The sequence below is a fragment of the Bacillus sp. FSL K6-2841 genome (assembly GCF_037976435.1).
Taxonomy (GTDB): domain Bacteria; phylum Bacillota; class Bacilli; order Bacillales; family Bacillaceae; genus Bacillus; species Bacillus pumilus.
In genome coordinates this window covers 3,409,820-3,436,765 of the sequence record NZ_CP150266.1, presented here as the reverse complement: position 1 = coordinate 3,436,765, position 26,946 = coordinate 3,409,820, and the positions used below count along the sequence as shown (strand labels likewise).

The window sequence follows — 26,946 nt, the reverse complement described above, 5'->3', positions numbered from 1 at the left end:
AAAGTAAGGGAGGATGTAAGGCTGTGAGTGAGCTGTTTTTAGCAAGATTTCAATTTGCTTCAACGACATTATTTCATTTTATTTTTGTTCCTATGTCAATAGGTTTGGTGTTTATCGTTGCATTGATGCAGACCCTTTATGTTGTCAAGAAAAAAGAGATTTATAAAAAAATGGCGAAGTTTTGGGGTCATCTATTCTTACTCAATTTTGCAGTAGGTGTAGTGACAGGGATTCTCCAGGAATTCCAATTTGGGATGAACTGGTCAGATTATTCAAGGTTTGTCGGTGATGTATTTGGTGCACCGCTTGCCATTGAAGCACTGCTTGCCTTTTTCCTTGAATCTACATTTATTGGACTTTGGATATTCGGCTGGGATCGTCTGCCGAAGAAGATTCATTTATTGTGTATTTGGCTTGTTTCCCTTGGTACGATCTTTTCGGCATTTTGGATTTTACTCGCCAACTCATTTATGCAAGAGCCAGTTGGGTTTGTCATTAAAAATGGCCGTGCAGAAATGAATGACTTTGGCGCACTTGTAACAAACCCGCAGCTTTGGGTTGAATTCCCGCACGTTCTGTTTGGTGCGCTGGCTACAGGTGCATTCTTTATTGCAGGAGTTAGTGCCTATAAAATGATCAAAAAACAAGAAATTTCCTTTTTCAAAAAGTCCTTCCAGATTGCCATGGTTCTCGCTTTAATTTCTGGCTTAGGTGTGGCGTTCTCTGGACATGATCAAGCGAAGCACTTAATGGAATCACAGCCGATGAAGATGGCGGCAAGTGAAGCCCTTTGGAAGGATAGTGGAGATCCAGCGGCTTGGACACTATTTGTCAACATTGATACAGATAAAAAAGAAAACTCTGCGGAGATCAATATTCCGTTTGCTTTAAGTTACTTGGCTTATTCGAAGTTTAGTGGAGATGTGCCAGGCATGCTGACACTTCAAAAAGAATATGAAGCAAAGTTTGGTCCTGGAGACTATATTCCGCCAGTAAAAACAACCTTCTGGAGCTTTAGAATCATGGTTGGTGCCGGCATGTTGATGATTTTTGCCAGTATGATGGGCTTGTACTTGAGCTTTAGAAAAAAACTCGAAACGAACAAATGGTTTTTACGCTTCATGGTAGGGATGATTGCGTTCCCGTTTATTGCGAACTCAGCTGGCTGGATTATGACCGAAATTGGGCGTCAGCCGTGGACGGTCTTTGGTATGATGACGACGGCTCAATCGATTTCGCCAAACGTATCGTACGGCATGCTGTTATTCTCAGTCATTAGCTTTACGACGATTTATCTGATTCTTGCCATCTTGCTTGCCTACCTATTCATTCGAGAAATTAAAAAGGGTGCACATTCGGAAGAGGATACAGATCAAAAGGATGAAACGGACCTGTCTACAGATCCATTTGATGGAGGCGCATATCATGGCATATCTTAACGAGATTTGGTTTATTCTTGTCGCAGTATTGTTTATTGGATTTTTCTTCTTAGAGGGGTTTGATTTTGGAGTTGGGATGTCCATGCAGCTGCTTGGAAAGGATGCACACGAACGCCGCATTTTAATTAACACGATTGGTCCTTTCTGGGATGCGAATGAGGTCTGGCTGATTACAGCTGGGGGCGCTATTTTCGCTGCTTTCCCTCACTGGTATGCCACGATGTTCAGTGGATACTATATACCGTTTGCGGTTCTCCTCTTAGCACTTATCGGGCGCGGTGTCGCCTTTGAATTCCGAGGGAAGGTTGAGAAAGCCTCTTGGATCAAAGCATGGGACTGGGTCATCTTCTTTGGCAGTCTGCTGCCGCCGTTTTTACTCGGTGTGCTCTTCACAAGTATTTTACGCGGGATGCCAATTGATCAAGACATGAACATGTACGCTGGTTTTACGGATTTTGTGAACCTTTATTCAGTGATTGGCGGGTTAGCTGTAACGGTTCTTTGCCTTCTGCACGGATTGATTTTCGTTACACTTCGTACAGAGGGTGATTTAAGAGATCGTGCGAGAAAGCTTGGCAAGCGTGTCCTGCTTATTGCGCTGCCAGTTCTTGTCCTATTTGTTGGTGTATCTATCATGGAGACAGACATTTATACGGTACGCCCGATCATCACCATTCCGTTAACTGTCCTCATTGTGGTTTGTTACGTAGCGGCTCTATTCTTTATGAAAAAGAAACGTGATGGCTGGACATTCCTATTCACAGGTGCGGGCATCATGGTGACAGTGACGATGCTTTTCACTGCATTGTTCCCGCGCGTCATGATTAGCTCAATCAACCATACATTTGATCTGACCATTCAAAACGCTGCATCTGGATCTTACTCACTAACGGTCATGACGATTGTTGCCATTTCTTTGCTGCCCTTTGTGCTTGGGTATCAAATTTGGAGCTATTACGTCTTCCGTAAACGTGTAAGCGGTAAGGAGCCAATGACCTACTAATGGATAAACGTTTGCTTCAATTAAAAGGAATGAGAGGGCTTCTTGCCCTCTTAGGTATTGTGTCACTCATCCAAGGAGCAAGTATTATTTTCCAAGCACAGTGGCTGGCACATGCCATTACTACGCTGTTTGACGGGAAAAGCCTTTCGCAGGCAACGCCTTATGTCCTGCTGTTTCTTGCTGCCTTTCTGGTGCGGCACGGTCTCACCTTGATTCGGGAGAAGGTCATGTTTACCTACTCTTCCCGAATTGGAGCAGACGTCAGAAAACAGCTGTTAGACCAACTCTTTCGTTTAGGTCCTGCTTTCACAAAGAAAAAGGGTACAGGAAAGCTTGTCACATTAGCGATGGAGGGGATTGCTCAATATCGTCAGTATTTACAGCTGTTTTTACCGAAAATGGTGAACATGGCTGTGATACCGGCAATGGTTCTCATCTATGTTTGGACATTAGACGAAACATCTGCCGTCATTTTAATCGTGACGCTGCCAATTTTAATTGTCTTTATGATTTTGCTAGGTCTTGTCGCTCAGCGTAAAGCGGCCAAACAATGGAGATCGTATGAGAAATTATCCAATCATTTCACTGATTCTCTCCGCGGCCTTGAAACGCTTCGTTACTTAGGCATTAGCAAAAAACACTCCCGCAATATCGGAGAAGTGTCAAAGCGATATCGAAAGGCGACCATGAGCACGCTGAAGGTCGCATTTCTTTCATCGTTTGCGCTTGATTTCTTTTCCATGCTATCAATTGCAACCGTCGCTGTCTTTCTTGGCTTGCGATTGATTGAAGGAGAGCTTCTGTTATTGCCGGCTCTGACGGCGCTCATGCTGGCACCGGAATATTTCCTGCCAGTACGTGAAGTGGGGAATGATTATCATGCCACACTAAATGGAAAAGAAGCGAATGAGGCGATGCAGGTCATTTTAGAAGAAAAGGGCTTCCGCATGCAGGAGACACAATCAGTGCAGTTGAACGAGTGGAATGAACAATCTGCGCTCACCCTGCAAGATGTGAGTGTCCAGCATGACGAGCATGCCCCTTATTCGATTCAGGATGTAGACCTCACTGTCAAAGGGAAGAAAAAAATCGGGATCATTGGTGCCAGTGGTTCAGGGAAATCGACGTTGACCGATGTGCTCGGCGGCTTTGTTGAACCGACCTCAGGTCAAATCACGCTAAACGGCCAGCCGCTTGTTCATTTACAGATGAAGGAATGGCAAAAGGAAGTCGTCTATATGCCGCAGCACCCTTATTTATTTCACATGACATTAAGAGAAAACATTCGTTTTTATGAGCCGCATGCAACAGATGAAGAAGTGGAAAGAGCTGCCAGTGAAGCTGGCTTATCTCAGCTCGTAGCGCAGCTGCCAAATGGGCTCGATGAGGTCATTGGAGAACAGGGAAGAGGGCTAAGCGGGGGACAGGCACAAAGAATTGCGCTTGCGCGAACGGTGCTGGGCAAGCGGTCCATTATGCTGTTAGATGAACCAACGGCGCATCTCGATATTGAGACAGAGTATGAATTGAAGAAAACAATGCTTCTACTGTTTGAAGATAAACTTGTGTTCTTAGCGACACATAGGCTCCATTGGATGCCAGCCATGGATGAGATTATTGTCATGGATCAAGGAACGATTGCAGAAATGGGTACACATGAATCATTAATGCAAAGAAAAGGCGTGTATTATCAATTGGTACAGGAGCAAATGGGGGCGGTCACACATGGTAAGTAAAGGCTGGTTTATACCTTATATCAAGGAGAATCAAAAGCTGTTTGCGCTGGTTTTATTTCTAGGGGCAATTGCAGTATTCTCTGCTTCTATGCTGATGTATACGTCAGGATTTCTCATTTCAAAAGCTGCCACAAGACCTGAGAATATACTTATGGTCTACGTCCCAATTGTAGCTGTCCGTACCTTTGGTATTTCGCGCTCAGCTGCCCGCTACGCAGAAAGACTGGCGAGCCACCAGCTCATTTTGACCATGATTGAAAAAATGCGTGTCCGTCTGTATGACATGGCTGAACGAAGTGCGAAACAGACAAAGCTAGGTACAGGTGAAATGCTTGGGCTCTTGTCAGATGATGTTGAGAGACTGCAGGACGCCTATTTAAAAACCATCTTTCCATCCATCGGTGCGCTGCTTTTATATGCTGCATCCATTGGGGCACTTGGTCTATTCTCGTGGCCTTTTGCTGGCTTGATGCTGCTTTATATGGCACTTCTCGTATTTGTTTTTCCATACGTCACAGTGCTAGTGAACCGGGCGAGACAAATTCAAATGAAAAAAGGCAGAAATGAACTGTACAGCCATTTAACAGATGCCGTCATGGGTGTGAGTGACTGGTTGTTTAGCGGCAGGCAGAAAGATTTTGTTGATGAATATGAACAGAAAGAAGCGCAGCTGTTAGCGCTTGAAGCAGCCAAGCACCGATTTATCCGTCTGCGCCAATTTATGGCACAGCTTATCATTGGAGGAGCTGTCGTGCTTGTCGTGTATTGGAGCGGTTCAGTTGTGCAGTCAGGCTCGATGTCACACACCCTGATTGCAGCCTTCGTGCTTGTGCTTTTTCCGTTAACAGAAGCCTTTCTTCCACTCTCAGATGCAGCAGGTGATATTCCAGTCTATCAGCATGCTGTCAGCAGATTACATCATTATGAAAAGCTTTCGTATGAAGGAGAATCTGAGCGCAAGACAGCGGATCAGTCAGCTGTTTCTCAAAATGAAGCTGTTTCTTTTGATCGAGTGTCCTTTGGGTATGATTCGCACCAACACGTGCTAAAGCACCTGTCATTTTCATTGAAGCAAGGAGAATCACTCGCTCTCTTAGGAAAAAGCGGTGCAGGAAAATCGACTATTTTGAAGTTGTTAGAAGGAGCTGTCGTGCCAAATCAAGGAGCTGTCAGTATCCAGGGGAAACCGGTCGAAAGCATTCGAGAGAACGTGTCCACCTATGTGTCAGTACTCAATCAACAGCCGTATTTATTCGATACCTCTGTTTTAAACAATATTCGCTTAGGCTCTCCAAATGCGACAGAGGAGCAAGTAAAAGAAGCAGCGAGACAAGTACAGCTTCACGATACAATCGAATCATTGCCAGAGGGGTATCACACCGGTGTGCAGGAGACAGGAATTCGTTTCTCAGGCGGAGAAAGACAACGGATGGCGTTAGCACGGATTTTGCTGCAAAACACCCCGATTGTTGTATTAGATGAACCCACCGTTGGACTTGACCCACGCACAGAGCGTGAGCTGCTTGAAACCATTTTCCGTGTGTTAAAAGGAAAAACGGTCATTTGGATTACCCACCATCTCACTGGCTGTGAGGCATGTGACCGCATTATGTTTATTGAAGATGGACAAATTGAAATGCAGGGGGAGCATCAGGATTTACTGAAAGAAAACCCACGCTATCAAAAATTGTATGAGATGGATCGTCCGTTTTCTACAATATAAATAGATGAAATGACAAGAACGTTCGGACAGAGATTTCTGCCCGAACGTTTTGTGGTTTTAAGGGTTTACTTTTCCGACACCAGCATTTGATACCACTTCTGATTTGACATTGTTCACGTTAAGCAAAGAGTAGTTATAAGGAGGGTTGTACGTACCTGTAGAAGACGTTGGCAGACTGCCTGAGCTGTTAATATATGAGTTGTTGATGACATGCCATGTACCGACCTGGCGGCTGTCCCAGCTGCCGATCGCATTTTTTGTATTTTCAAATACGTTGTGCTCAATTCTCATTTTTGCGCCCATGCGAGAGTTGATCGCTGTCGTATGGATACCTTTATAGTAGTTGTTATACACATGACCTTCCCCAAAGCGCATAGATGGTACACGAGAATTCAGGTTTTCAAAACGGTTGTTGTGGAATGTGATTTTTCGGTTGTAGTTGTCGTTATCAGAGCTGCCCATGAGCATCGTTTTCCAGCTGTCATGAACATAGTTCCATGAGAAGGTAATATAGTCGGAGTCATTTTTCACATCAAATAATCCATCATAATCATCTTTACCAGAGTTTAATGTATTGTACAATTCATTATGATCGACCCATACGTTTTTAGAAGCGCCTTCGATTCCGATGGCATCCTTGTCACCGATGTTGCTGTGATGGATTTTCAGGTTGCGGATGATGATGTTATTGGCACGCCATACTTTAATGCCAATTCCATTAAATTCACCTTTCGTGCCTTTGCCGACGATCGAGACATTGTTTGTATCTTTCACATCGATTTTATTGGCAGATGTATTAGAAGGGGTTATCGTCCCGTCGACAACAATTTTTAGCTTTTCGTTTGTTCCTTTACTTTTGAGGGCAGCCAATAGTTCATTTCCAGTTTTGACTGTGACGGTTTTACCGCCTTCACCGCCTGTTGTACCGCCATTTAATGTGGAGAATCCTTGTTGATTAAAATTGGCCATAATAGAAGGGCTTTCGGGATACTTTGCTGCCGCTTTTGCCTCCCCATTTGGTGCAAATAATGAAGTCACGAGACCAACCGCTAACACACCAGCTAACATTGGAACTTTTTTCTTCAAAGTCAACATCTCCATTCATTTTTGTTTTAATGTAAACGTTTCCAAAAATAAGCTGCAATTCAACTGCTCCTCCTTTCTTCGCTTGTATCGCCTTTTTCGGAATGTAGGAAGAGCATAGCATGCAAAAAGGTATCATCGGCTAAGAATTGGCGCTGTGTATTCCATGATTTTCTAGAAAACTAAGGCCATGATTATTTTATTTTCAACTAAATGAGACAAGGATCATTGACGATAGGTATTGGGATGACCTAGTGATTATGGGGGAGAGCATCTCCGCTTGATAGAAAATCAGAACGCATCATTTTGTTAGAGACGAAGGAATGTCATAATCATTACATAAGAAAAAACTGTTTATTCAATGCTTCAAATACAACAAGCTAAAAAAATAAAGTGTATTTTGAACGATATCGTCATACGTGTCGTCTCATGAATAAGAGAAGAAAAAGGAAGGAGGGGTGTGTTTGGAGCAGACAGAAGAGACATTGATTCAGGGGGCAAAACAGGGGGATGATGCTGCATTTACAGCCCTATATCGTCATCATTATTCCTTTCTTTACCGTTATATAATGAAGCTCACCCTTCAACAAGAGCTTGCAGAAGAAATCATGCAAGAAACGATGCTGAAAGCGTACATGAAACTCTCTTCATTTAGAGGAGATTCCTTATTTTCAACATGGCTCATATCCATTGCATCTAGACAATTTTTGGATCACCAGAAGAAAAGGAAACGTGAACAATTGAGGGAAGGAAAGGCGAATCAAGAGACGATACGCCGTTTTAAATGGGAGGTTCAGCAAAAGGGCTATACATGGCATGAGATGTGGGATGCTCTAAACGAATTGAAGGCTGAGGAGAGAGCACCGATTATTTTGCACTATTATTATGGCTTTACTTATCCAGAGATTGCTTCAATGCTCGCGATGAGAGAAGGCACTGTGAAGTCGAGGGTTCATCATGGATTAAAGAAAATTCGAAAGGAGTGGTCTCAGTGAAGGAAGATCAATTCACAGAACGTTTCAAGGAAGAGTTACAGCAGCTAGATGAACAAATTGAAGTGAAAGAGCCAAGTGAACAGGCTGTCATGATCATGCTGAAGCAGGCGAAGGAACAAGAGAAAAGGCGTTTTAAACAAGAAGTACTGGCGTACGTTCTCATCAGTCTGACCATTCTGGCACTATTTGTCGCTGCCATCACCCATATGCCTATCATCTTCATTCTTCTTCAAGTAGTGAGTGTGCCGCTCTGCGTCGTTGTCGGCATCAAGGAATATCAACATATTAAAGGAGGGTCTTCCTTATGAGTCAGACGGAGATGATCATCTTATTGTGCGCATTGCCGTTACTATTTGCGCAGGGCTTTCTTTTATTTATGGATGCAAAGAAAAGAGGACGTTATAAGTGGTTTTGGGGCATTGTCGGTTTAATTAACTTCCCATCGTCTTCTATTTTATATTGGCTTTGTGTCGTGTACCCTGATCGAAAAAAAGAGGGGAAGATCCGAAAAGATTGAGCAGACGGCCTATAAAACTTTAGGCCTTTTTTTCGTGTTGAAGATCAACTAGAAATCATTCATGATTCATCTAATTGTCAAAGAGTGCGGGATATATAACGTCTTAATCATGATTTCTAGCTCAATAGTCATTCTGTAAGAGATACTTTCTAAAAACGATTGCGGCGGTTGCTTGATCCATCTCAAATCGGCATCATTTTCATCTGTTATCAGTATTGATCAGTTTTTACAAATGGTGTTAAATTAATCTCAATATGCGTTAGAAAATCTAACAGGATAAATGTGTGAAGATATACAAAGGAGGCAGATGAGACATGTTGACCTTAGATCGAGCAGCACAAACAGCACAAAGCTACATCGACCGTGTGTTAGAAGAGGTGGAAAAACGAAATCCTGGTGAGGAGGAATTTCAGCAAGCCGTAAGAGAAATTCTAGAATCACTCGTTCCTGTTTTTGCAAAGCATCCAGAGTATGAAAAACAAGGCATTTTAGAACGACTCATCGAGCCTGAGCGGCTTGTGGTATTTCGCGTACCATGGGTAGACGATGAGGGGAAAGTACAAGTCAATCGGGGATTTAGGGTTCAATTCAATAGTGCCATCGGTCCTTATAAAGGAGGCATTCGTTTCCACCCATCTGTCAATGCAAGCATTATTAAGTTTTTAGGATTTGAACAAATCTTTAAAAACGCACTGACTGGTATGCCGATCGGTGGAGGAAAAGGTGGATCAGATTTTGATCCTAAAGGAAAATCGGATGGAGAAATCATGCGTTTCGTCCAAAGCTTTATGAGTGAACTCAGCCGATATATTGGACCTGATCAAGATGTACCAGCAGGTGATATTGGTGTAGGGGCACGCGAAATTGGCTATATGTTCGGGCAGTACAAGAAAATGCGTGGTGCTTATGAGGCAGGTGTGCTTACAGGAAAAAGCCCTGGATTTGGAGGCAGCTTAGCGAGAAAAGAAGCGACAGGCTATGGATTGGTGTACTTTATGGAAGAAATGTTAAAAGCGCATGGACTTCAATTTGAAGGACGTTCAGTTGTTGTGTCTGGTTCAGGAAATGTGTCTATTTATGCGATGGAGAAGGTCATAGAGCTAGGCGGTAAGGTCGTTGCGTGCAGTGATTCAAGCGGAGCGATTTATGATCCACAAGGCATTTCATTAGAAACAGTGAAACAGCTGAAGGAAGGAAGCAATCAACGAATTGGGGCATACATAGACATTCACCCGCATGCTGAATTGATTGAAGATTGCGAACAAATTTGGTCTGTTCCTTGTGACATTGCGCTTCCATGTGCAACGCAAAATGAAATATCTGAGATGCAGGCACAGCAGCTTGTGGAAAATGGTGTCATTGCGGTAGGAGAAGGAGCCAATATGCCCTCTACTCTAAAGGCAGTCAAAGTTTTTGAACAGAATGATATTCTTTTTGCGCCGGCAAAAGCGGCGAATGCTGGCGGGGTAGGTGTCTCAGCACTGGAAATGGCGCAAAATAGTGCGAGAATGTCTTGGACTTTTGAGGAAGTAGATGATCAGCTGAAACAAATGATGCAGACGATTTATCGTCAGTGTACAGAGACAGCTGATGAATATGGACACTCTGGAAACTTAATAGTAGGAGCAAATATTGCAGGATTTCGCAAAGTGGCAGATGCGATGATCGCACAAGGCGTGATTTAACTCCTGCTCTCCCGCACCTGTTTATTTCATGACAAGATGGGGAATCTTCTTTGTAAGAATGACAATAAGGAGGCGCGGGAGAAATGAAAAAATGGCTGAAACAAATTTTTAAATGGGCACCTGTGGTTTATCCAGTGGTGAGAAAAATATATAAAGAACGGAAAGCATCTAAACGTCGTAACGTATCAGCCGGATAATCCGGCTTTTTTTTATGCATACACACCGATTTCGCAATGAATGAAAAAAAAGATAGATTTGAATGATCCAAGTCATGCCTCACTCCGTTAAGTACATAACAAACGGAAAGAGGAGGCAATAACAGATGAACATGAAAAAAGCGATTTTAACCATCCCGCTTAGCGCAGCATTACTATTTCCGGCAGCTCATAGCGCAAGTGCACACGAAGGACATATGCATGGAGAGGCAAAGAAGACATCTTCGTCACAAGAGGTGTCAAACAAAGCAACCGATCTTCGAGCAGCTCTAGACCAGCTGTTTTCAGAGCACGCTTATTTAGCAGTCATCACGATGCAAAAGGGAATTGATGGCAGTAAAGATTTTGATCAAGCAGCGGCAGCGCTAAACGACAACACAAATGATTTATCGGATGCCATCGCCTCTGTGTACGGAAAAAAAGCAGGGAAACAATTTAAAGACATTTGGTCAAGTCATATCGGCTACTTTGTTGACTATGTGCAAGCAACGGCAAAGAAAGATGAAGCAGGTAAAAAGAAAGCCATGAAGCAGCTTGACCAATATCGCATGAAACAAGCCGATATGCTCGATCAAGCAACAGACGGCAGATTGAAAGCTAGCGAACTAGAAGAAGGCTTAAAAATGCACGTCAATGAACTGTTAAAAGCGTTTGATAGCTACACTGAAAAGGATTTTGATACGACCTATGAAACGGTTAGAAAATCTATTCATCATATGTTTGAAGTAGGCAAAGGCGTATCGTGGGCGATCACAGATCAATTTCCTGGGAAATTTGATCACAAATCAGTCGACACACCAGCCGCAGACCTTCGTGAAGATTTAAACTACTTGTTCTCAGAGCATTTGGCGCTTGCGGTCGTTGCTATGCAAAAAGGAAATGATGGCAGCAAGGACTTTGATCAAGCAGCTGCAGCTTTGAACGAAAACACAAATGATTTATCAGATGCGATTGCCTCTGTTTATGGCAAGGATGCAGGAAAACAATTTAAAGACATTTGGTCAAGCCATATCGGTTATTTAGTTGATTATGTCAAAGCGGATGCATCAGGAGACAAAGAAGCGAAAGAAAAAGCTATGAAAAACTTAGATGCGTATCGAATGAAGCAAGCGAAATTTTTAGATCAAGCGACAGATGGACGTTTGAAGGCAGCAGATTTAGAAGCTGGCTTAAAAATGCATATTGATGAACTGATCAAAACATATACGTCATACCATAATGGCGATTATGATCAGCTTTATCCAACAGTGCGAGAGGCGTACGGTCATATGTTCATGGTTGGACAGGATGTCGCATCAGCAATTGTTGATCAGCATCCTGAAATGTTCAAATCCAAGATGCCTAATGAAATGCCTAAAACAGGTATGGGAGGTACAGCCGGTCCTCTAGGTATGTCATATGAAGCCTTTGCGGGATTAATCGCTAGCTTGATCCTAGCCGGTGGTGCAATGGGTGCGTTCTTCCTTATTCGCCGCAAGACATCAAATTAAGCTCGTAAAAACTAAAGGGGAACGTGCACATTTGTGCCGTTCCTTTCTTTAAAAGGAGGCAGACTGATTTGAAAAGATGGGTGTTTGGTCTTCTGATGCTGCTCACCATCACGGGCTGCGCATCACAAACAATGGATGATTCGTCATCTGCAAAAACAACCACATCTCCTGAAAAAATGACAACAAACCAAGCTGCAAAACAGTCTCATGCAAAAAGCATGTTAAAAGACGAACCGTCCGGTATTGTTCCAGCTGAAATTGCGATTCCAGCGATTGATGTCAAAGCAAAAGTAGAGAAAACCACTTTATCTAAGGATGGCAGTATGGGCGTTCCAAAAAATACGGACAACACAGCTTGGTTTAAAGATGGTCCAAAACCAGGAGATAAAGGGAATGCCGTCATGAATGGTCATGTTGATAATAAATGGGGACCTTCTGTTTTTTATCGACTAAAGGAGCTAAAAAAGGGAAATAAGGTGATCGTGACGTCCTCATCAGGAAAAAAGCGAACCTTTGAAGTCATCAAAGTGCAAAGTTATCCACGTGAAGAAAAGCCACATGCATTTTTCGGGTATGCCTTTACACGGAATCTCAATTTAATCACATGTACAGGGACATTTGATCATGCAGCAGGAACTCACGAAAAAAGATTGGTTGTCTTTACGCAGCTGACCTCTTCATAAAAAAGGCGATGACACGAAGGTGCAGCGCCTTTTTTTCATTTCTTCCAAACGGTCCTACAAAAAGATTCATAGGTCATTAGAAATGGTTTGTTGTATAAATAGGGGCGTTTGTCATATAAATGAGTTGGCAATTTTTATTTCTTTTCAGTAGAATATGAGTAATGAAGAGAACTGCAAGCGTATACAACCTGTCCAGACAAGGCAGATTCTTCACCCTTACATAAGGAGGCCGATCTGATGCTGAGTAAAAGACTGGCGCACATTTTAAGTCAGTTAATGGCAGCGGAGAACCCGCTCACAAGCGCTGCGCTTTCTGTCAGCTTACAAGTGACAAGCCGCACCATTCGTACAGACATCAAGGAACTGAACGACCGTCTCGCTCCTTATCAAGCGTCTGTAATAGCTGTTCGAGGAGCTGGTTATGAGCTGTTGATCAACGATGAGAATGCCTTTCGCCGTTTTATGAAAGAAGAGGTCGAACAGGAAGAGCCGCTGGCTGTTCTGCCGGAGGAGCGTGTTCGGTTTATTTTAAAAAAGCTCCTTCTCGCAGAGTCTTATGTGAAACTGGAAGACTTACAGGAACAGCTGTTTATTAGTAAATCGACGATGAGTAACGATATGAAATGGGTCAAACGCAAGCTTGAGCCTTTTGATCTGAAGCTAGAAGCAAAGCCGAATAAAGGCTGCAGGCTCAAAGGATCGGAGATGAAAATCCGTTATTGTATGTCAGAATATCTATTCAGTGAACGGCGATCTTACCAAACGATGCTGAACACAGCAGTGACCATTTTGCCGAAACATGAATTGGAATTGATTCAGAAAACAATCATTGATTATATCAATAAAGAAAGAATGAATCTATCAGACATTTGCATGAATAATTTAATCGTTCATGTTGCGATTGCCTGCAAGCGGATTAGGCACGGGAACTATGTATCTGTCTTGCCAGAGGAAATCAATGAGATTCCACAGGCAAAGGAATACAAGGTCGCTAAAAAAATAGTGGAATGCCTTGAAGGACTGCTGGACGTTTCTTTTCCACAAGAGGAAATCGTCTATATCGCCATTCATTTATTAGGAACAGCCAAAATGGTACAGTCCTTTTCATCGAGCGGTCAAAAACAAATTGTGGATGATGACACGAGCCGTCTTGTTCAGCTCATGCTGAAAGCCATTGACCAAAAATTGCAGCTGAATTTAGCGGGAGATGCGGAATTGCTGATTGGGCTCAGTCTGCACTTAAAGCCAGCCATGACCCGGTGTAAATATGGGATGAACTTAAGAAATCCGATGCTGGATGAAATAAAGGCGGGGTATCCACTTGCCTTTGAAGCAGGAATTATCGCCAGCCGGGTGATTGAAGAAGAAACGGGTCTATGTATTCATGAGAATGAAATCGGATATATGGCGCTTCATTTTGGTGCGGCTTTAGAACGGAGAAAGATGGAGATTCCACCGAAGCGATGTCTCATCGTCTGTGCGTCTGGTGCAGGAAGTGCAAGACTGCTTCAAGATCGTCTGCGGTCACAATTTGGGTCGAAGCTGACCATTTTAGGCACAGCAGAGCTTTATTCGCTTCCGCATGTCTCTTTACATGCCCTTGATTTGATTATTACAACGGTCCCGATTCAGATGGATATACCGATTCCCGTCATACAAGTGAATACGATTTTGGGAGGCGGCGACTTTTTGAAAATTGAAGAAGCCCTGACGAGTGAAACAAGAGTGACATTGGCCTCTCAATATATGAAAAAGGAATTGGTTTTTACAAAACGCGCCTTTCAAACAAAGGAAGAGGTCATCACCTTTCTCACGGAAAAAGTCATCGACATGGGCTTAGCATCAGCAGAGCTTACATCTTATGTGATGGAAAGAGAAGAGGCTGCTCCCACATCCTTTGGGCATTATACAGCCATTCCGCACCCTATGACGCCGCTGACAGAAGAGACGTTTTGGGCGATATGTACATTAGAAAAACCGATCATATGGGGAGAGAAAAAAGTTCAATTTGTGTGCTTGCTTTGTGTCGAAAAAGAGAATGCAAAAGATTTAAAAGGGATGTACCGTCTGCTGGGCGAGCTTGTGCACAATGTGAAATTCATTCAGCACCTCATCGCCTGTGATACATTTGAAGACATGCTCGATATCATGTATAAAAAGACCCCTTCGTACAAGAATTAACTGTGTGATCTTAACTTTTTCCGCTTCCTAAAGGAAAAAGTATAGGTGTTTATGAAAGCGGTTTCATAATATGATGAATGTGTAAAGAAAAGCTACACACTTTCAAAAGGGGGCGTTTACACATGAACATCTTATTGGTTTGTGCAGCAGGTATGTCAACAAGCTTACTAGTCACAAAAATGGAGAAAAGCGCACAAGAACAAGGAAAAGACTATCGTATTTGGGCAGTATCTGGAGATTCAGCAAAAAATCATATTGATCAAGCCGATGTGCTTTTATTAGGACCACAGGTTCGATATTTATTACCACAAATGAAAAAGCTCGGAGAAGAAAAAGGGATTCCAGTCGACGTCATCAATACCGTGCATTATGGCGTATGTAATGGGGCTGAGGTTTTAAAATCTGCTGAACAGTTAGTGAACGGATAAAGGGGGCGGAAGGGATGAATGGATTCAACCGATTTCTAGAAGAGAAGGTCATGCCGTTTGCAGGGAAGATTGCCGCTCAAAGACATTTACAAGCATTGCGTGACGGAATTGTTTTAACCATGCCTCTCATTATTGTCGGTTCACTGTTTCTCATTTTAGCCAACCTTCCGATCCCAGGATACAGCGATTTTATGGCAAGTATCTTCGGAGCAGAATGGGCCACGAAATTATCCTATCCTGTTAATGCAACCTTTGACATTATGGCACTTGTTGCAACTTTCGGGATTGCCTACAGGCTTGCTGAAAAGTATGCAGTGGATGCCCTATCATCTGGTGCAATCGCTGTTGCAGCATTTCTTTTGGCGACACCATATCAAGTTCCTTTTACACCTGAGGGCTCAACAGAAGCCATCCTAGTAGGTGGAGGAATTCCAGTCACATTGATGGGCAGTAAAGGGTTATTCGTTGCCATGATTATTGCCATGCTTTCAACTGAAATTTACCGATTCATTGTCCAGCGGAATATCGTCATTAAGATGCCTGATGGTGTACCGCCAGCAGTGAGTAAATCGTTTATCGCACTTATTCCAGGTTTTGTGGTCATCACACTGATCTGGGTCGCTAGACTTTTGATTGAGATGACACCATTTGAAAGTATTCATAATATCATCACGGTCTTAATTGGCACACCGCTTTCCATTCTTGGTGGAAGCTTAGGCGGAAGTATTGTCGCCATAGGCGTGCAAATGCTCCTCTGGGCTTGTGGTATTCACGGAGCAACCATTGTCGGCGGCGTCATGGGACCAATTTGGCTCGGTGCGATGGATGAGAACCGTCTCGCATTCCAAGCAGGAGAAGTGCTGCCAAATATCTTCACAGCGCAGTTCTTTGAAATCTTCATCAATGTCGGCGGAAGCGGTGCAACGCTTGCCTTGGTGCTGACGATGATCTTACGTGCCAGAAGTAAACAAATGAAACAGCTTGGCCGACTTGCCATTGGGCCAGCCATCTTTAACATCAACGAACCGATCATTTTCGGAATGCCGATTGTCATGAACCCAATGCTTTTGATTCCGTTTATCCTTACGCCAATCATGATGATCATTACCACATATATCGGAATGAGCACAGGGCTTGTGGCAAAACCGGCGGGGATTGCAGTTCCATGGACGATGCCCCCTATCATTTCAGGCTATCTCGCCACAGGAGGCAAAATCTCTGGTGCTGTCATGCAGCTGATTAACCTGGCGTTGTCATTCGCTTTATACTACCCATTCTTTAGAATGTGGGATAAGCAGAAATTAAAAGAAGAAAGTGAACTAGAAACAAAAGCAACAACTGATGAAAATGTCGTCAGCATGTAATTGAGGGAACAAGGGGGATGCGGCCGATGGAAATGGAACAAATTGTGTTTCAACTCATCTTACACGGCGGGAATGGCAGAAGCTCCGCGATGGAGGCCATTACATGTGCAAAGGAAGGAAACTTTGATGAGGCGAAGCAAAAATTGCAGGAAGCACAAGACGCGTTAAATGAGGCGCATCACGCACAGACAGAGCTGATCCAAGGAGAAATTAGAGGAGAAAAGACCGACATCAGTCTCTTAATGATCCATGCACAGGATCATCTCATGAACGCAATGACTGTCAAGGAGCTTGCGGCGGAAATCATCGAGCTCCATGAAAAAATGAAGCAACTTGGAGGTGTCAATTCATGAAAGATGGAATCAAAATTGTCACAATAGGCGGAGGATCGAGCTATACGCCTGAGCTTGTCGAAGGATTTATCAAACGATATCATGAATTGCCTGTAAAGGAATTATGGCTCGTGGATATTGAAGCGGGTCAGGAAAAGTTAAACATCGTGGGTGCTCTCGCGAAACGCATGGTCGAAAAAGCCGGGCTGCCGATTGAGGTACACCTGACACTCGACCGAAGGGAAGCCCTGAAGGACGCAGATTTTGTGACAACACAATTTCGTGTAGGACTGCTGGAAGCACGGGCAAAGGATGAGAGAATCCCGCTTAAATATGGTGTCATCGGTCAGGAAACGAACGGACCAGGTGGCTTATTTAAAGGTCTTCGAACCATCCCAGTCATTTTAGACATCGTGAAGGATATGGAAGAGCTTTGTCCAGATGCATGGCTTGTGAACTTTACAAATCCAGCCGGCATGGTCACAGAAGCTGTGCTGCGCTACACGAATCTAAAAAAAGTAGTCGGACTATGCAATGTCCCAATTGGGATAAAAATGGGAATTGCCAAGGCGCTTGATGTAAATGTTGAACGGATCGAGGTACAGTTTGCAGGCCTCAATCACATGGTCTATGGATTAGACGTGTATTTAGACGGGGTCAGCATTATGGATCAAGTGCTCGAAGAATTAGGAAATCCGAATAGTCAGTGGTCTATGAAGAACATTGAAGCGAAAAACTGGGAACCTTCTTTTGTGAAAGGCTTAGGGGTCATCCCATGTCCATATCATCGCTATTACTATAAAACAAAAGATATGCTGGAAGAAGAGCAAAAGGCAGCCCAAGAAAAAGGAACAAGAGCAGAGGTAGTCCAGCAGGTTGAGCACGAATTATTTGAGCTCTATAAAGATCCTGATTTATCGATTAAACCACCGCAGCTCGAAAAAAGAGGCGGGGCATATTACAGTGATGCGGCATGTAACTTAATCAGCTCCATCTATAATGATAAGCATGACATCCAACCAGTCAATACAGTGAACAGAGGGGCGATTGCCAGCATTCCGGCTGATTCAGCGGTTGAAGTGAACTGTATCATTACGAAGTACGGACCAAAACCAATTGCGACGGGTGATCTGCCTGTGGCTGTGAGAGGGCTCGTTCAACAAATCAAATCATTCGAGCGTGTGGCAGCAGAAGCGGCAGTCACAGGAGATTACGAGACGGCTCTTGTAGCAATGACGATCAATCCGCTTGTCCCATCTGACGAAATTGCAAAGCAAATTTTAGATGAAATGCTCGAAGCGCATCGTGAATATTTACCGCAATTCTTCAAATCAGTCAAAGCATAAAACAAAATGGCCCCTTTATGGGGTCGTTTTTTTATCATGGCCCCATATGGAAATTCAAGAAAGAAGTGTATGATAGTAAAAAACAACATGTATGGCTTCAAAGAAGGGACGGTTTGAGTATGGTTGCAATTGGTTTAATGCTTTACGGCTTTGTCGTTCAACCTCTGTTGAGTTATGGCACAGTGGTCTTGTTTTTGTATGGCATCATCGCTTCATTTATTGGTCTTATTCGTCATAGACAGTATGTGTGGATGTATGTTCTTCGCCTGCTCGTTTGTTTTACCATTCCAGTAACCAACCTGTTGATGTATTTCGCAACAATTGGTGGAGATGAAAGAGACTTTGATTTTCAGCCGATGCCGTTTGTTTATTATCTTGTCTTTTTCATAGAAATCATCATCGTCTTTTTACCAGAGATCTTTTTACTGATTGAAAGAAAGCGGAGCATCAAAGGGAAACAGTGGATATATGCAGGGGCGATTGTGGGGGTATCGGTCTTATTTTGGTGCACGATTTGATGGGAGGCTGACTGGACATCTAAGTCTATTTCGCCTTTTTACTGCGTAACCTTTTTCGTCTCACCTTTACAAAAGTAATAGAAAGAACAAAGATAGAAATTCCGAGAAACTTAAATAGAACACGGGTGTGGAACGGTGAATCGTCGAAACCTGTAGCGATGATCATCGATCCGATGCAAATCCCAAAAACGCTAGTAGATAAGTAAAAAACATACCATCACTCCTTATATGTGTGATTACCATTATAAGGTATATTAGAAAGGTAAATAAACAAAAAAAGAACCCTTCATGAATGAAAGGTTCTTTTACATGCTTAAGCTTGTTTGACGACCGAGTCGACTTCTACTGTCCAGCCGAAGATATCTGGCTGTGTTCCTTTTTGAATACCCGTAATGGCCTCATACAATTTCTTCGATACTTCGCCTGTTTGACCATCTTGAATCACATATGGCTGATCGTGATAAATTAATTCCCCGACAGGAGAGATGACGGCCGCCGTTCCAGTTCCAAAGATTTCTTCAAGCTCGCCTGATTGATGTGCTTCAATTAACTCATCAATCGAAATTTTACGCTCTGTCACTGGAATTCCCCAGTGTTTTAATAGCTCAAGTACAGAGTTACGTGTGATGCCTTCTAAAATGCTGCCGTTCAATTCAGGCGTCACGATTTCGCCATTGATTTTAAAGAAGATATTCATACTCCCGACTTCTTCAATGTACTTTTTCTCAACTCCATCAAGCCAAAGAACTTGTGAAAAACCTTTGGTTTCAGCAACTTGCTGTGCCTTGAGGCTTGAAGCGTAGTTTCCAGCTGTTTTGGCATTACCTGTTCCGCCTTTAACGGCACGGACAAATTCGTTTTCAACGGCAATTTTGACCGGATGGATGCCTTCTTTATAGTAAGATCCCACTGGAGATAGGATAATAAGCAGCTTATATGTGCTTGACGGCGCAACGCCTAAATATGGTTCAGTGGAAATAATGAATGGACGGATATACAAGGAAGTGCCCTCTGCATCAGGTACCCAATCCTTATCAATGCGAATGAGTTCATTTAAGCCCTCTAAAACCGTTTCTGTATCAATTTGTGGGATGCACAGGCGGTCATTGGATCTGTTTAAGCGTTCCATATTCTTTTCCGGACGGAATAAGAGAATTTTCTGATCCTCAGAAACATAAGCCTTCAAGCCTTCAAAAACAGATTGCCCATAATGGTAGACCATCGAAGCTGGGTCCATTGGAATGGCTTGATAAGGGATAATTCTTGGATCATACCAGCCTTGATCAATGGAATAATCCATCACAAACATGTGATCTGTGAAGATTTTTCCGAATTCAAGTTGATCAGATTGAGGTTTTGGTTTTTTTGTTGAACTAAGTTCAACGCGGATGGGTTGTTTTGGCATCGTAAATCTCCTTGCTGTTTGATTATTTGAAAATTCTAATAATATGAAATAATTATGATTCTATTCTATACCTTCACAAAATATTAGCAATAGGTTTTCTGGAATTCAGACAAGAAAAATCTGTTAAAGCGCTTTCCTTCTCTCTGCCGTCAGTCTGCCTCATGTCACCCCTTTTTAATAAAGAAATAAAATCCAAATACATTATTAACTGATTAATCTGACAATTTAAAAGCGGATAAATTTCCTGTAAGATATTCTTTCAACCATACACCTTTTGACCAGTACATTGCAAGGGGCATTCTCATATTTTAATCCTCTTTTTTTTAACCGATAAAGAAAGAAGAGAAGCGAAAGGAGCAAACAACAAGATGAAACGAGCGATACCAGGCATTTTCCTTATTTTATTCATGACCGTGATCAGCTTCGGCTGTCAAGCGATGACAGAGAAGGCGGGCGCTAAGCAAAGCACAGCCTATTACGTAGCGACAAACGGAAACGATAAAAACCCAGGAACGAAGCAAAAACCTTTTCGCACGCTGAAAAAGGCATCAAGTATGGCAAAAGCCGGGGCAACTATATACGTGAGAGGCGGTACATACAAAGAAAAATTGATTGTCCGCCATTCAGGTACAAAGAAAGCACCTGTTATCTTTCAAGCTTACGGAAAAGAAAAACCTGTCATTAGCGGGGCTTCACTAAAAGGAAATCAAGCAGATGGTGGTCTTGTCACGATCGATCAAAAAAGTTACATTACCCTCAAAGGGCTGACGGTGGGACATCTCAAGACAAATAAGGAAGATCTGACTCCAGTCGGTATTTTTATCAAAGGAAGCGGGAAAGGCGTCAAACTGCTCAACAACCGAGTGTATGACATTCAGACGACACACAAAAATGGGAATGCGCACGGTATTGCGGTCTATGGAACAAAAGCTCCTGCGGCTATTGAAGACATTGAAATCAAAGGAAACACTGTTGAAAAATTAAAGCTTGGCTTCAGTGAAGCGCTTGTGCTCAATGGGAACGTCAATAAGTTCCGTGTGACACATAACACCGTCCGCCATACTGATAATATAGGGATTGATTTAATTGGTTTTGAAAACGTAGCACCTTCTAAAAAGTACGATCAAGTCAGAAATGGTGTTGTATCAAGAAACAAAGTGTATGAGATTACGAGTGTAGGAAATCCAGCCTATGGCAAAGACATCTCCGCTGGTGGAATTTATGTCGATGGCGGGAAGGACATTGTGATTGATCATAACATCACACATCACAATGACCTTGGGATTGAAGTCACAAGTGAACATAAAGAAAAAATGGCAGATCGTATTCGAATTGAACACAATCAAGTGTATTTGAACCGTTATACAGGCATTTCAATTGGCGGTTATGATAAAAAGCGAGGCGGAACTATAAATACGACGATTTCACATAATATTTTATACAAAAATGACACAGCCGGCTTAGAAGGCGGTCAATTGTTGATGCAATATCAAGCCGTGAACAATCGTATCAAGAGCAATATCATGACAGCGAGTGCCTCGCATTACTTAGTTGTGAATCTTTATGGAGTGAACCAAAAGAATACCTTCGAAAAGAACGTATATGATGACCGCAAAGGTGCGAAGGCATCACAGTGGGTATGGCGCGGGAAATGGATGGAAGGCTACAAAACGTATCTCTCTACAAGCGGCCAAGATAGAGGATCAGCACACCTCAATCCACAATTTGTGAATGAGAAAAAATATGATTTTCGCCTGAAGAAATCATCACCTGCTAAGAAAATCATCGGAAGTTAAGCATGTCTGAGCCACAAGCTTATTGTTTTAAATTTTCAAAAAAATCATTGACATTGATGTGACATCACATTAAAGTAAAGAAGACATTTCAACTAAAACAAAATTTCATAACGGATCTCTTATCAAGAGAGGCAGAGGGACTGGCCCTATGACGCCCGGCAACCGTTTCTACTATAGAAATTGGTGCTAATTCCTGCAAAGCTGTGACAGCTTTGACAGATAAGAGAGGAAGAATTCCCGATACATGTTTCATGCAACGGTGATCAAGCCTCTCTTTCCAAGAGAGGCTTTTTTTCGTCTCTTTTTCAAATGGAAGAACAGTTTACTGGCGTTTTCTCACATTTTTACCTAGTTTTCCGATGTGAAAAATAAAAAACAACTTGAGGAGGAACAGCAATGAAGCGTAAGTATTTTACATCATGTCTTATATTATTAACGGTATTGACCGTCCTATTAACAGGCTGCGGCACTGGATCAAGTGCAGGCTCAAAGGCAAATGCGAACGAAAAGGTCTCCTTTGACAATGTACCGAAGCGATTTGCAAAGGGACAGGGAGCGAAAATTAAAGTCATCCGTAAAATCGGAGGAGATGATCATACAGCACAGTTTTTAGCTGGGACGAAGGCAGAAGGTGAAGCGCTTGGCTTTACGGTAGATGTCTACACCGCAAATGGAGATACAGCGAAGTTCCATGACGCGATCTCTCAGGCGCTGGAAGAAAATTATGATGGCTTTATCATCTCTCATGGGGATGACGAGGCGACCGTCGCTGATGTGAAAAAGATCACATCGAAGGGCATTCCAGTCGTAGCGTTCGATTCAAATCCTAAGCTGAAGGACATCAAAGGAGTCACAGTGACGTCTCAAGATGACGAACAATTAGCGAAAAAATCACTAGATGCACTCGTGTCTGATTTTAAAGGAAAAGCAAATATTGCGTACCTCTGGGTAGATGGATTCCCGCCAATGGTGAGACGGAATAAGGTCTATCAAGAAACGCTCAAACAACATTCAGGGATCAAGGAACTTGACCGCTTTGGTATTGCCTCCTCTGATACGTCTGTTCAAACACAAAATGCAGTGGCAGCGATGCTGAATAAATATCCAAAGGGTAAGCTTGACGCTATTTTTGCCACGTGGGATGCCTTTGCCATTGGCGCAGCAAGAGCGCTAAAGGAAGCAGGAAGAACAGAAGTGAAGATTTATGGGATTGATGTATCAAATGCTGATCTTCAAGAAATGACAGCAAAAGACAGTCCATGGAAGTACACAGCAGCGGTTGATCCGAAGCTTATTGGCGCAGTTGACGTGAGAATTCTTGCGAAGAAAATAGCGGGTGAGAAAACCCCGTCTTCCTATGACCTTGAGGCCTCTCTCATCTCACAAAAACAGCTTCAACAATCAGGAAAAGCCATCAATATGGTCAATCTTGCGGACGAAGTGAAGGGGTTCGGCTCATCGACTGCCTTTGAAGAAGATTGGATGAAGACCTTGAAGAAGCATTATACAAAATAAACACCGTGCACTCTCTTCTATAGAGGGTGTTTCGTTTTTCAGATGATGATCATGAGAAGGAGGACATCTATGACTTCGCCGCTAGTTTGTATGAAACATATTTCGATTGAATTCCCAGGAGTAAAAGCGTTAGATCAAGTGAATTTCACATTAAAAAAAGGGACAGTTCATGCACTGATTGGAGCAAATGGTGCTGGGAAGTCCACGTTAATGAAAGTTCTTTCTGGCGCTCATTCGCACTATGAAGGAAGCATCCAAATTAATGGTCAGGCGGCATCGATTCAAACCCCAAAGGATGCGGTCTCATATGGTGTGCAGACGGTTCATCAAGAAGTGGATACAGCTCTCGTTCCCTACTTAAGTGTTGGTGAGAATATGATGATGCATCAGATTGAGAAAAAAACATTTGTCGACTGGAAAGAGCTGCACCGTAAGGCAGCGCAACGATTAAAAGAACTGGACATCGACATCTCCACAAAACGCCTTGTGAGTGATCTAACCCTTGCGGAAAAACAGCTGGTGCTCATCGCCAAAGCCGTTTCAATCAAATGCAGCATTTTAATCTTAGATGAACCAACAGCTCCGCTAAGTCATACAGAAACAAACAAGTTATTTTCAATGATTGATCGGCTGAAACAGAATGGAACGGGCATTGTGTTTATCTCTCATCGTATGCCTGAAATTTTCACCATCTGTGATGAACTAACAGTGATGCGAAATGGAACCGATGTCGCAGCTCATCTTGTTCAAAATACAAATCCGCAGCAGATCATTGAAGAAATGCTAGGTGCGCCATTAGAGGAGCAATTTCCGCCCCGTACACCTTTGAAGGATGCACCCATTGTCCTTGAAGTGAAGCAGCTAAATGACCAGCATAAATTACGCAACATTCATCTTCATGTGAAAAAGGGAGAAATTCTCGGAATTGCTGGCCTTGTCGGTGCTGGAAAAACAGAATTGTGTAAAGCTCTTTTCGGCGCCTCAGAAAAAAAGACTGGGACTGTAAAGCTTCATGGTCAAATCGTTCGCATCACATCGTCTCATCAAGCCGTGAGAGCTGGAATGGCCCTTGTGCCAGAAGAACGGAGAAAGGAAGGGATTCTAACGGAAGAGAGCGTGGGCTGGAACTTAACGGCCGCAAGTCTTCGTTCATTCTCAAGCGTGTTCAGCTTCTTATATCGTTCGAAGGAACAGCGGAAAGCAGACGAAATCGTCAAACGACTTGGTGTCAAAACCCCATCTCTTGAAGCGAAGGCGAAGCATCTATCCGGTGGAAATCAACAGAAGATTGCCATCGGAAAATGGCTGCTTGCTGAAGCGGATGTCTATCTCTTTGATGAACCAACTAAAGGAGTAGACGTTGGAGCGAAAAAAGATATTTTCACGCTGATTGCAGAGCTTGCTGCCCGCGGGAAATCTGTGATTTATGCGTCAAGTGAGCTATCAGAGATTGCAGGTATCGCAGACCGCGTCTATGTGCTGTATGATGGCAGCATTGCCCGGGAAATGACGGCTCCAACGACTGAGGAAGAGCTTTTATATCATTCAACAGGAGGACAATCATGAGTGAACAACAAATTCCAGCCCCTGTACAGCAAACGAAAAAACAGCGGCCATCCTTTCATCTATTTGATTTCTTTTATCGATATGGCACGATCTTAACCATTGCTTTATTGATTGTGGTATTTGCGGCATCGAATCCAGCATTTTTACAAACAGGGAATATCATCAATATTTTACGGTCTATCTCCATTGTGACCATTATTGCGGTGGGTCTTACCATCTCATTGGCAGTCAACGGCTTTGATCTATCAGTCGGATCAATCGCAACGTTATCGAATGCAATCGTGATTTCTATGTTTGTGTGGTTTTCGCAAAACCCGCTGATTGCGATCCTTTCTGCGCTAGCGGCTGCCCTTATTGTTGGGTTACTCAATGCCTTGATGATTGTCAAAATGAAAATTCCAGATATGCTCATGACATTAGCCATGATGTTTATCATTCAAGGTTTGGCTCAAACGTATACGAAAGGGGCGACTATTTCTGAAAACATGGTGCTGCCTGACGGTACATTCTCAACGGGTACAATCCCCGCCTTTTTCAGCAAAATTGGACAGGTGCCATATATCATTCTTTTAATGGCAGTGATTGTGCTATTTGCACATGTTTTCATGACATACACAAAGCACGGACGATTTATGTACATCATTGGAGGAAATAAGGAAGCGGCTCGATTGTCTGGTATTCATGTGAATAAATATAAAATCGCGGCATATCTGCTCTCGGCTTTATTTGCAGCAATCGGTGGTATTGTGCTGGCATCAAGGGTGATGACAGCGGAAATAAATGCGGGCACACCTTATTTAATGGATGGCGTAGCGGCAGCTTTTATCGGTTTTTCCGTCATGGGAGCAGGAAAACCAAATGCATTTGGTACTTTTATTGGGGCTGTACTGATCGGAATTTTGCAAAATGGGCTTGTGATGATGTCTGTCCCTTATTACGCGATGGATATTGTGAAAGGCTCTGTACTCGCGCTTGCGCTGGCGTTGACGTATTACAAACAGCGAGGCTGACGACGTATTTTTTAAAACCTTTCGAGTCTCATCTCCGTCTAGTAAACGGAAAGCGGTGCAGCCGCCGTTTCCCAAAAGGAGATGACAAATAGAAATGAATATGTCAGCAACTCATGTAGAAGATTTGAAAAACGTCATGGAAGACTGGAAAAATGAATTATTAGTATATAAATTTGCATTAGATGAAATGGATACGAAGTTTTCAATCATCAGCCAGGAATATAATTTAATCCATGGGCACAATCCAATAGAGCATACAAAATCACGGATCAAATCCTTTGAAAGCATTGTAAATAAATTAGCAAGAAAAGGATGCGACATCACAACACAATGTGCCAAGGAGTATATTCATGATATCGCAGGTGTCCGCATCATCTGCTCCTTTATTCAAGATATCTATAATATTATGGATGTATTGAGGCAAAGAGAGGATCTGAAAATCCTTGAAGTGAAGGATTATATTCAACATCCAAAACCAAATGGCTACAGAAGTCTTCATTTAATTGTGGAGATCCCTGTGTACTTAACGAATCGTGTGGAACATGTAAAGGTTGAGATTCAGGTGCGGACCATAGCGATGGATTTTTGGGCGAGTCTTGAGCATAAAATCTATTATAAACTGCAAAACGATGTCCCTCATCAGCTAACCGATGAACTGAAGGAAGCGGCTGATATAGCCCATTACTTAGATGAAAAAATGCAAAATATTAAACGAGAAATCGATTAACGCATAAAAAAGAGCAGCTGCGATATTCACAGCTGCTCTTTTTCATGTTTAAGGATTGGTGCCGCGGTCTCTCTTTTGAATGATATCTTGAGATTGTGCAGATTGGCTGTCTTTTTGGATGGAAACGCCAATGGAAACACCTGTTATCAAGAGTGTCAAAATCGCACTTGTGATAAGCCATTTTTTCAT

At 42.8% G+C, this 26,946-nt stretch carries 25 protein-coding genes and 1 riboswitch; of the genes, 22 read left to right on the top strand and 3 right to left on the bottom strand.

Going from position 1 to position 26,946, the window contains the following annotated elements:
- The first annotated feature begins 23 nt into the window (after positions 1-23).
- Genes MHH68_RS17625 through cydC form a run of 4 tightly spaced genes read left to right on the top strand, consistent with a single transcriptional unit; the run spans position 24 to position 5,901 of the window.
- A complete protein-coding gene (locus MHH68_RS17625) occupies positions 24-1,439 on the top strand; it encodes a cytochrome ubiquinol oxidase subunit I (RefSeq protein ID WP_339164455.1) in 1,416 nt (471 codons plus the stop codon).
- The gene (gene cydB / locus MHH68_RS17620; RefSeq protein WP_169055973.1) at positions 1,426-2,442 is read left to right on the top strand and encodes a cytochrome d ubiquinol oxidase subunit II; all 1,017 of its coding nucleotides are present in this window, start codon (positions 1,426-1,428) and stop codon (positions 2,440-2,442) included. Before MHH68_RS17625 ends, cydB begins: the two co-directional genes overlap by 14 nt.
- Complete coding sequence (gene cydD, locus MHH68_RS17615) at positions 2,442-4,178, top strand: thiol reductant ABC exporter subunit CydD (protein ID WP_339164453.1); 1,737 nt, start codon at positions 2,442-2,444, stop codon at positions 4,176-4,178. The genes cydB and cydD overlap by 1 nt, the downstream gene beginning before the upstream one ends.
- Positions 4,168-5,901 carry a thiol reductant ABC exporter subunit CydC gene (gene cydC, locus MHH68_RS17610; protein ID WP_339164451.1) on the top strand — a complete coding sequence of 578 codons (1,734 nt, stop codon included), beginning with the start codon at positions 4,168-4,170 and terminating at the stop codon, positions 5,899-5,901. The genes cydD and cydC overlap by 11 nt, the downstream gene beginning before the upstream one ends.
- A gap of 57 nt (positions 5,902-5,958) precedes the next feature.
- Here cydC and MHH68_RS17605 read toward each other — a convergent pair whose 3' ends face one another.
- The gene (locus MHH68_RS17605; protein ID WP_058013874.1) at positions 5,959-6,996 is read right to left on the bottom strand and encodes a pectate lyase; all 1,038 of its coding nucleotides are present in this window, start codon (positions 6,994-6,996) and stop codon (positions 5,959-5,961) included.
- A 452-nt stretch (positions 6,997-7,448) separates the two neighbouring features.
- Here MHH68_RS17605 and sigY point away from each other — a divergent pair, with 452 nt between their 5' ends.
- The 13 genes from sigY (at position 7,449) to MHH68_RS17540 (ending at position 18,738) form a co-directional block, all read left to right on the top strand.
- Positions 7,449-7,979, top strand: coding sequence for an RNA polymerase sigma factor SigY (gene sigY / locus MHH68_RS17600; RefSeq protein WP_339164450.1), 531 nt, complete (start codon positions 7,449-7,451; stop codon positions 7,977-7,979).
- A complete protein-coding gene (locus MHH68_RS17595; protein ID WP_169055968.1) occupies positions 7,976-8,287 on the top strand; it encodes a YxlC family protein in 312 nt (103 codons plus the stop codon). Before sigY ends, MHH68_RS17595 begins: the two co-directional genes overlap by 4 nt.
- On the top strand, positions 8,284-8,496 hold the full coding sequence (locus MHH68_RS17590) for a transcriptional regulator (RefSeq protein ID WP_169055967.1): 213 nt from the start codon (positions 8,284-8,286) through the stop codon (positions 8,494-8,496). Before MHH68_RS17595 ends, MHH68_RS17590 begins: the two co-directional genes overlap by 4 nt.
- A 314-nt stretch (positions 8,497-8,810) precedes the next feature.
- The gene (gene gdhA, locus MHH68_RS17585; RefSeq protein ID WP_044140284.1) at positions 8,811-10,181 is read left to right on the top strand and encodes an NADP-specific glutamate dehydrogenase; all 1,371 of its coding nucleotides are present in this window, start codon (positions 8,811-8,813) and stop codon (positions 10,179-10,181) included.
- 83 nt (positions 10,182-10,264) lie between these two features.
- Positions 10,265-10,378 carry a hypothetical protein gene (locus tag MHH68_RS17580; RefSeq protein ID WP_339164447.1) on the top strand — a complete coding sequence of 38 codons (114 nt, stop codon included), beginning with the start codon at positions 10,265-10,267 and terminating at the stop codon, positions 10,376-10,378.
- A 125-nt stretch (positions 10,379-10,503) separates the two neighbouring features.
- Positions 10,504-11,886, top strand: a complete 1,383-nt coding sequence (locus MHH68_RS17575; RefSeq protein ID WP_339164445.1) for a copper amine oxidase — start codon at positions 10,504-10,506, stop codon at positions 11,884-11,886.
- Between the two features lie 68 nt (positions 11,887-11,954).
- Positions 11,955-12,569, top strand: a complete 615-nt coding sequence (locus MHH68_RS17570; protein ID WP_268497387.1) for a sortase — start codon at positions 11,955-11,957, stop codon at positions 12,567-12,569.
- Positions 12,570-12,806: 237 nt separating this feature from the next.
- Positions 12,807-14,750: a BglG family transcription antiterminator gene (locus tag MHH68_RS17565; protein WP_339164442.1), complete on the top strand. Its 1,944-nt coding sequence runs from the start codon at positions 12,807-12,809 to the stop codon at positions 14,748-14,750.
- Positions 14,751-14,872: 122 nt separating this feature from the next.
- The gene (locus tag MHH68_RS17560) at positions 14,873-15,178 is read left to right on the top strand and encodes a PTS sugar transporter subunit IIB (RefSeq protein ID WP_003214824.1); all 306 of its coding nucleotides are present in this window, start codon (positions 14,873-14,875) and stop codon (positions 15,176-15,178) included.
- Between the two features lie 14 nt (positions 15,179-15,192).
- Positions 15,193-16,542, top strand: a complete 1,350-nt coding sequence (gene celB, locus MHH68_RS17555; RefSeq protein ID WP_058013362.1) for a PTS cellobiose transporter subunit IIC — start codon at positions 15,193-15,195, stop codon at positions 16,540-16,542.
- A 26-nt stretch (positions 16,543-16,568) separates the two neighbouring features.
- Positions 16,569-16,895 (top strand): PTS lactose/cellobiose transporter subunit IIA, encoded by a 327-nt coding sequence (locus MHH68_RS17550; RefSeq protein WP_058013363.1) that lies wholly within the window; start codon positions 16,569-16,571, stop codon positions 16,893-16,895.
- Positions 16,892-18,220, top strand: coding sequence for a 6-phospho-beta-glucosidase (locus tag MHH68_RS17545; RefSeq protein ID WP_339164438.1), 1,329 nt, complete (start codon positions 16,892-16,894; stop codon positions 18,218-18,220). Before MHH68_RS17550 ends, MHH68_RS17545 begins: the two co-directional genes overlap by 4 nt.
- Positions 18,221-18,339: 119 nt before the next feature.
- Positions 18,340-18,738, top strand: a complete 399-nt coding sequence (locus MHH68_RS17540; RefSeq protein ID WP_058013365.1) for a hypothetical protein — start codon at positions 18,340-18,342, stop codon at positions 18,736-18,738.
- A gap of 313 nt (positions 18,739-19,051) precedes the next feature.
- Here MHH68_RS17540 and MHH68_RS17535 read toward each other — a convergent pair whose 3' ends face one another.
- Positions 19,052-20,143, bottom strand: coding sequence for a branched-chain amino acid aminotransferase (locus MHH68_RS17535; RefSeq protein ID WP_003215056.1), 1,092 nt, complete (start codon positions 20,141-20,143; stop codon positions 19,052-19,054).
- 368 nt (positions 20,144-20,511) lie between these two features.
- Here MHH68_RS17535 and MHH68_RS17530 point away from each other — a divergent pair, with 368 nt between their 5' ends.
- The 5 genes from MHH68_RS17530 to MHH68_RS17510 all read left to right on the top strand — a co-directional run bounded on the left by MHH68_RS17530 (position 20,512) and on the right by MHH68_RS17510 (position 26,757).
- Entirely contained in the window at positions 20,512-21,939 is a 1,428-nt protein-coding gene (locus tag MHH68_RS17530) for a right-handed parallel beta-helix repeat-containing protein (RefSeq protein WP_339164436.1), read from the top strand.
- 116 nt (positions 21,940-22,055) lie between these two features.
- Positions 22,056-22,165, top strand: a riboswitch (SAM riboswitch).
- 170 nt (positions 22,166-22,335) lie between these two features.
- On the top strand, positions 22,336-23,454 hold the full coding sequence (locus tag MHH68_RS17525) for a sugar ABC transporter substrate-binding protein (protein WP_339164434.1): 1,119 nt from the start codon (positions 22,336-22,338) through the stop codon (positions 23,452-23,454).
- 69 nt (positions 23,455-23,523) lie between these two features.
- Positions 23,524-25,020, top strand: coding sequence for a sugar ABC transporter ATP-binding protein (locus MHH68_RS17520; RefSeq protein WP_339164432.1), 1,497 nt, complete (start codon positions 23,524-23,526; stop codon positions 25,018-25,020).
- Positions 25,017-26,030 carry an ABC transporter permease gene (locus MHH68_RS17515; RefSeq protein ID WP_058013369.1) on the top strand — a complete coding sequence of 338 codons (1,014 nt, stop codon included), beginning with the start codon at positions 25,017-25,019 and terminating at the stop codon, positions 26,028-26,030. Before MHH68_RS17520 ends, MHH68_RS17515 begins: the two co-directional genes overlap by 4 nt.
- Before the next feature lie 94 nt (positions 26,031-26,124).
- A complete protein-coding gene (locus MHH68_RS17510) occupies positions 26,125-26,757 on the top strand; it encodes a GTP pyrophosphokinase family protein (protein WP_003215004.1) in 633 nt (210 codons plus the stop codon).
- A gap of 48 nt (positions 26,758-26,805) precedes the next feature.
- Here the strand turns inward: MHH68_RS17510 and MHH68_RS17505 are convergent, their stop codons facing one another.
- Positions 26,806-26,946: a hypothetical protein gene (locus MHH68_RS17505; RefSeq protein WP_180309867.1), complete on the bottom strand. Its 141-nt coding sequence runs from the start codon at positions 26,944-26,946 to the stop codon at positions 26,806-26,808.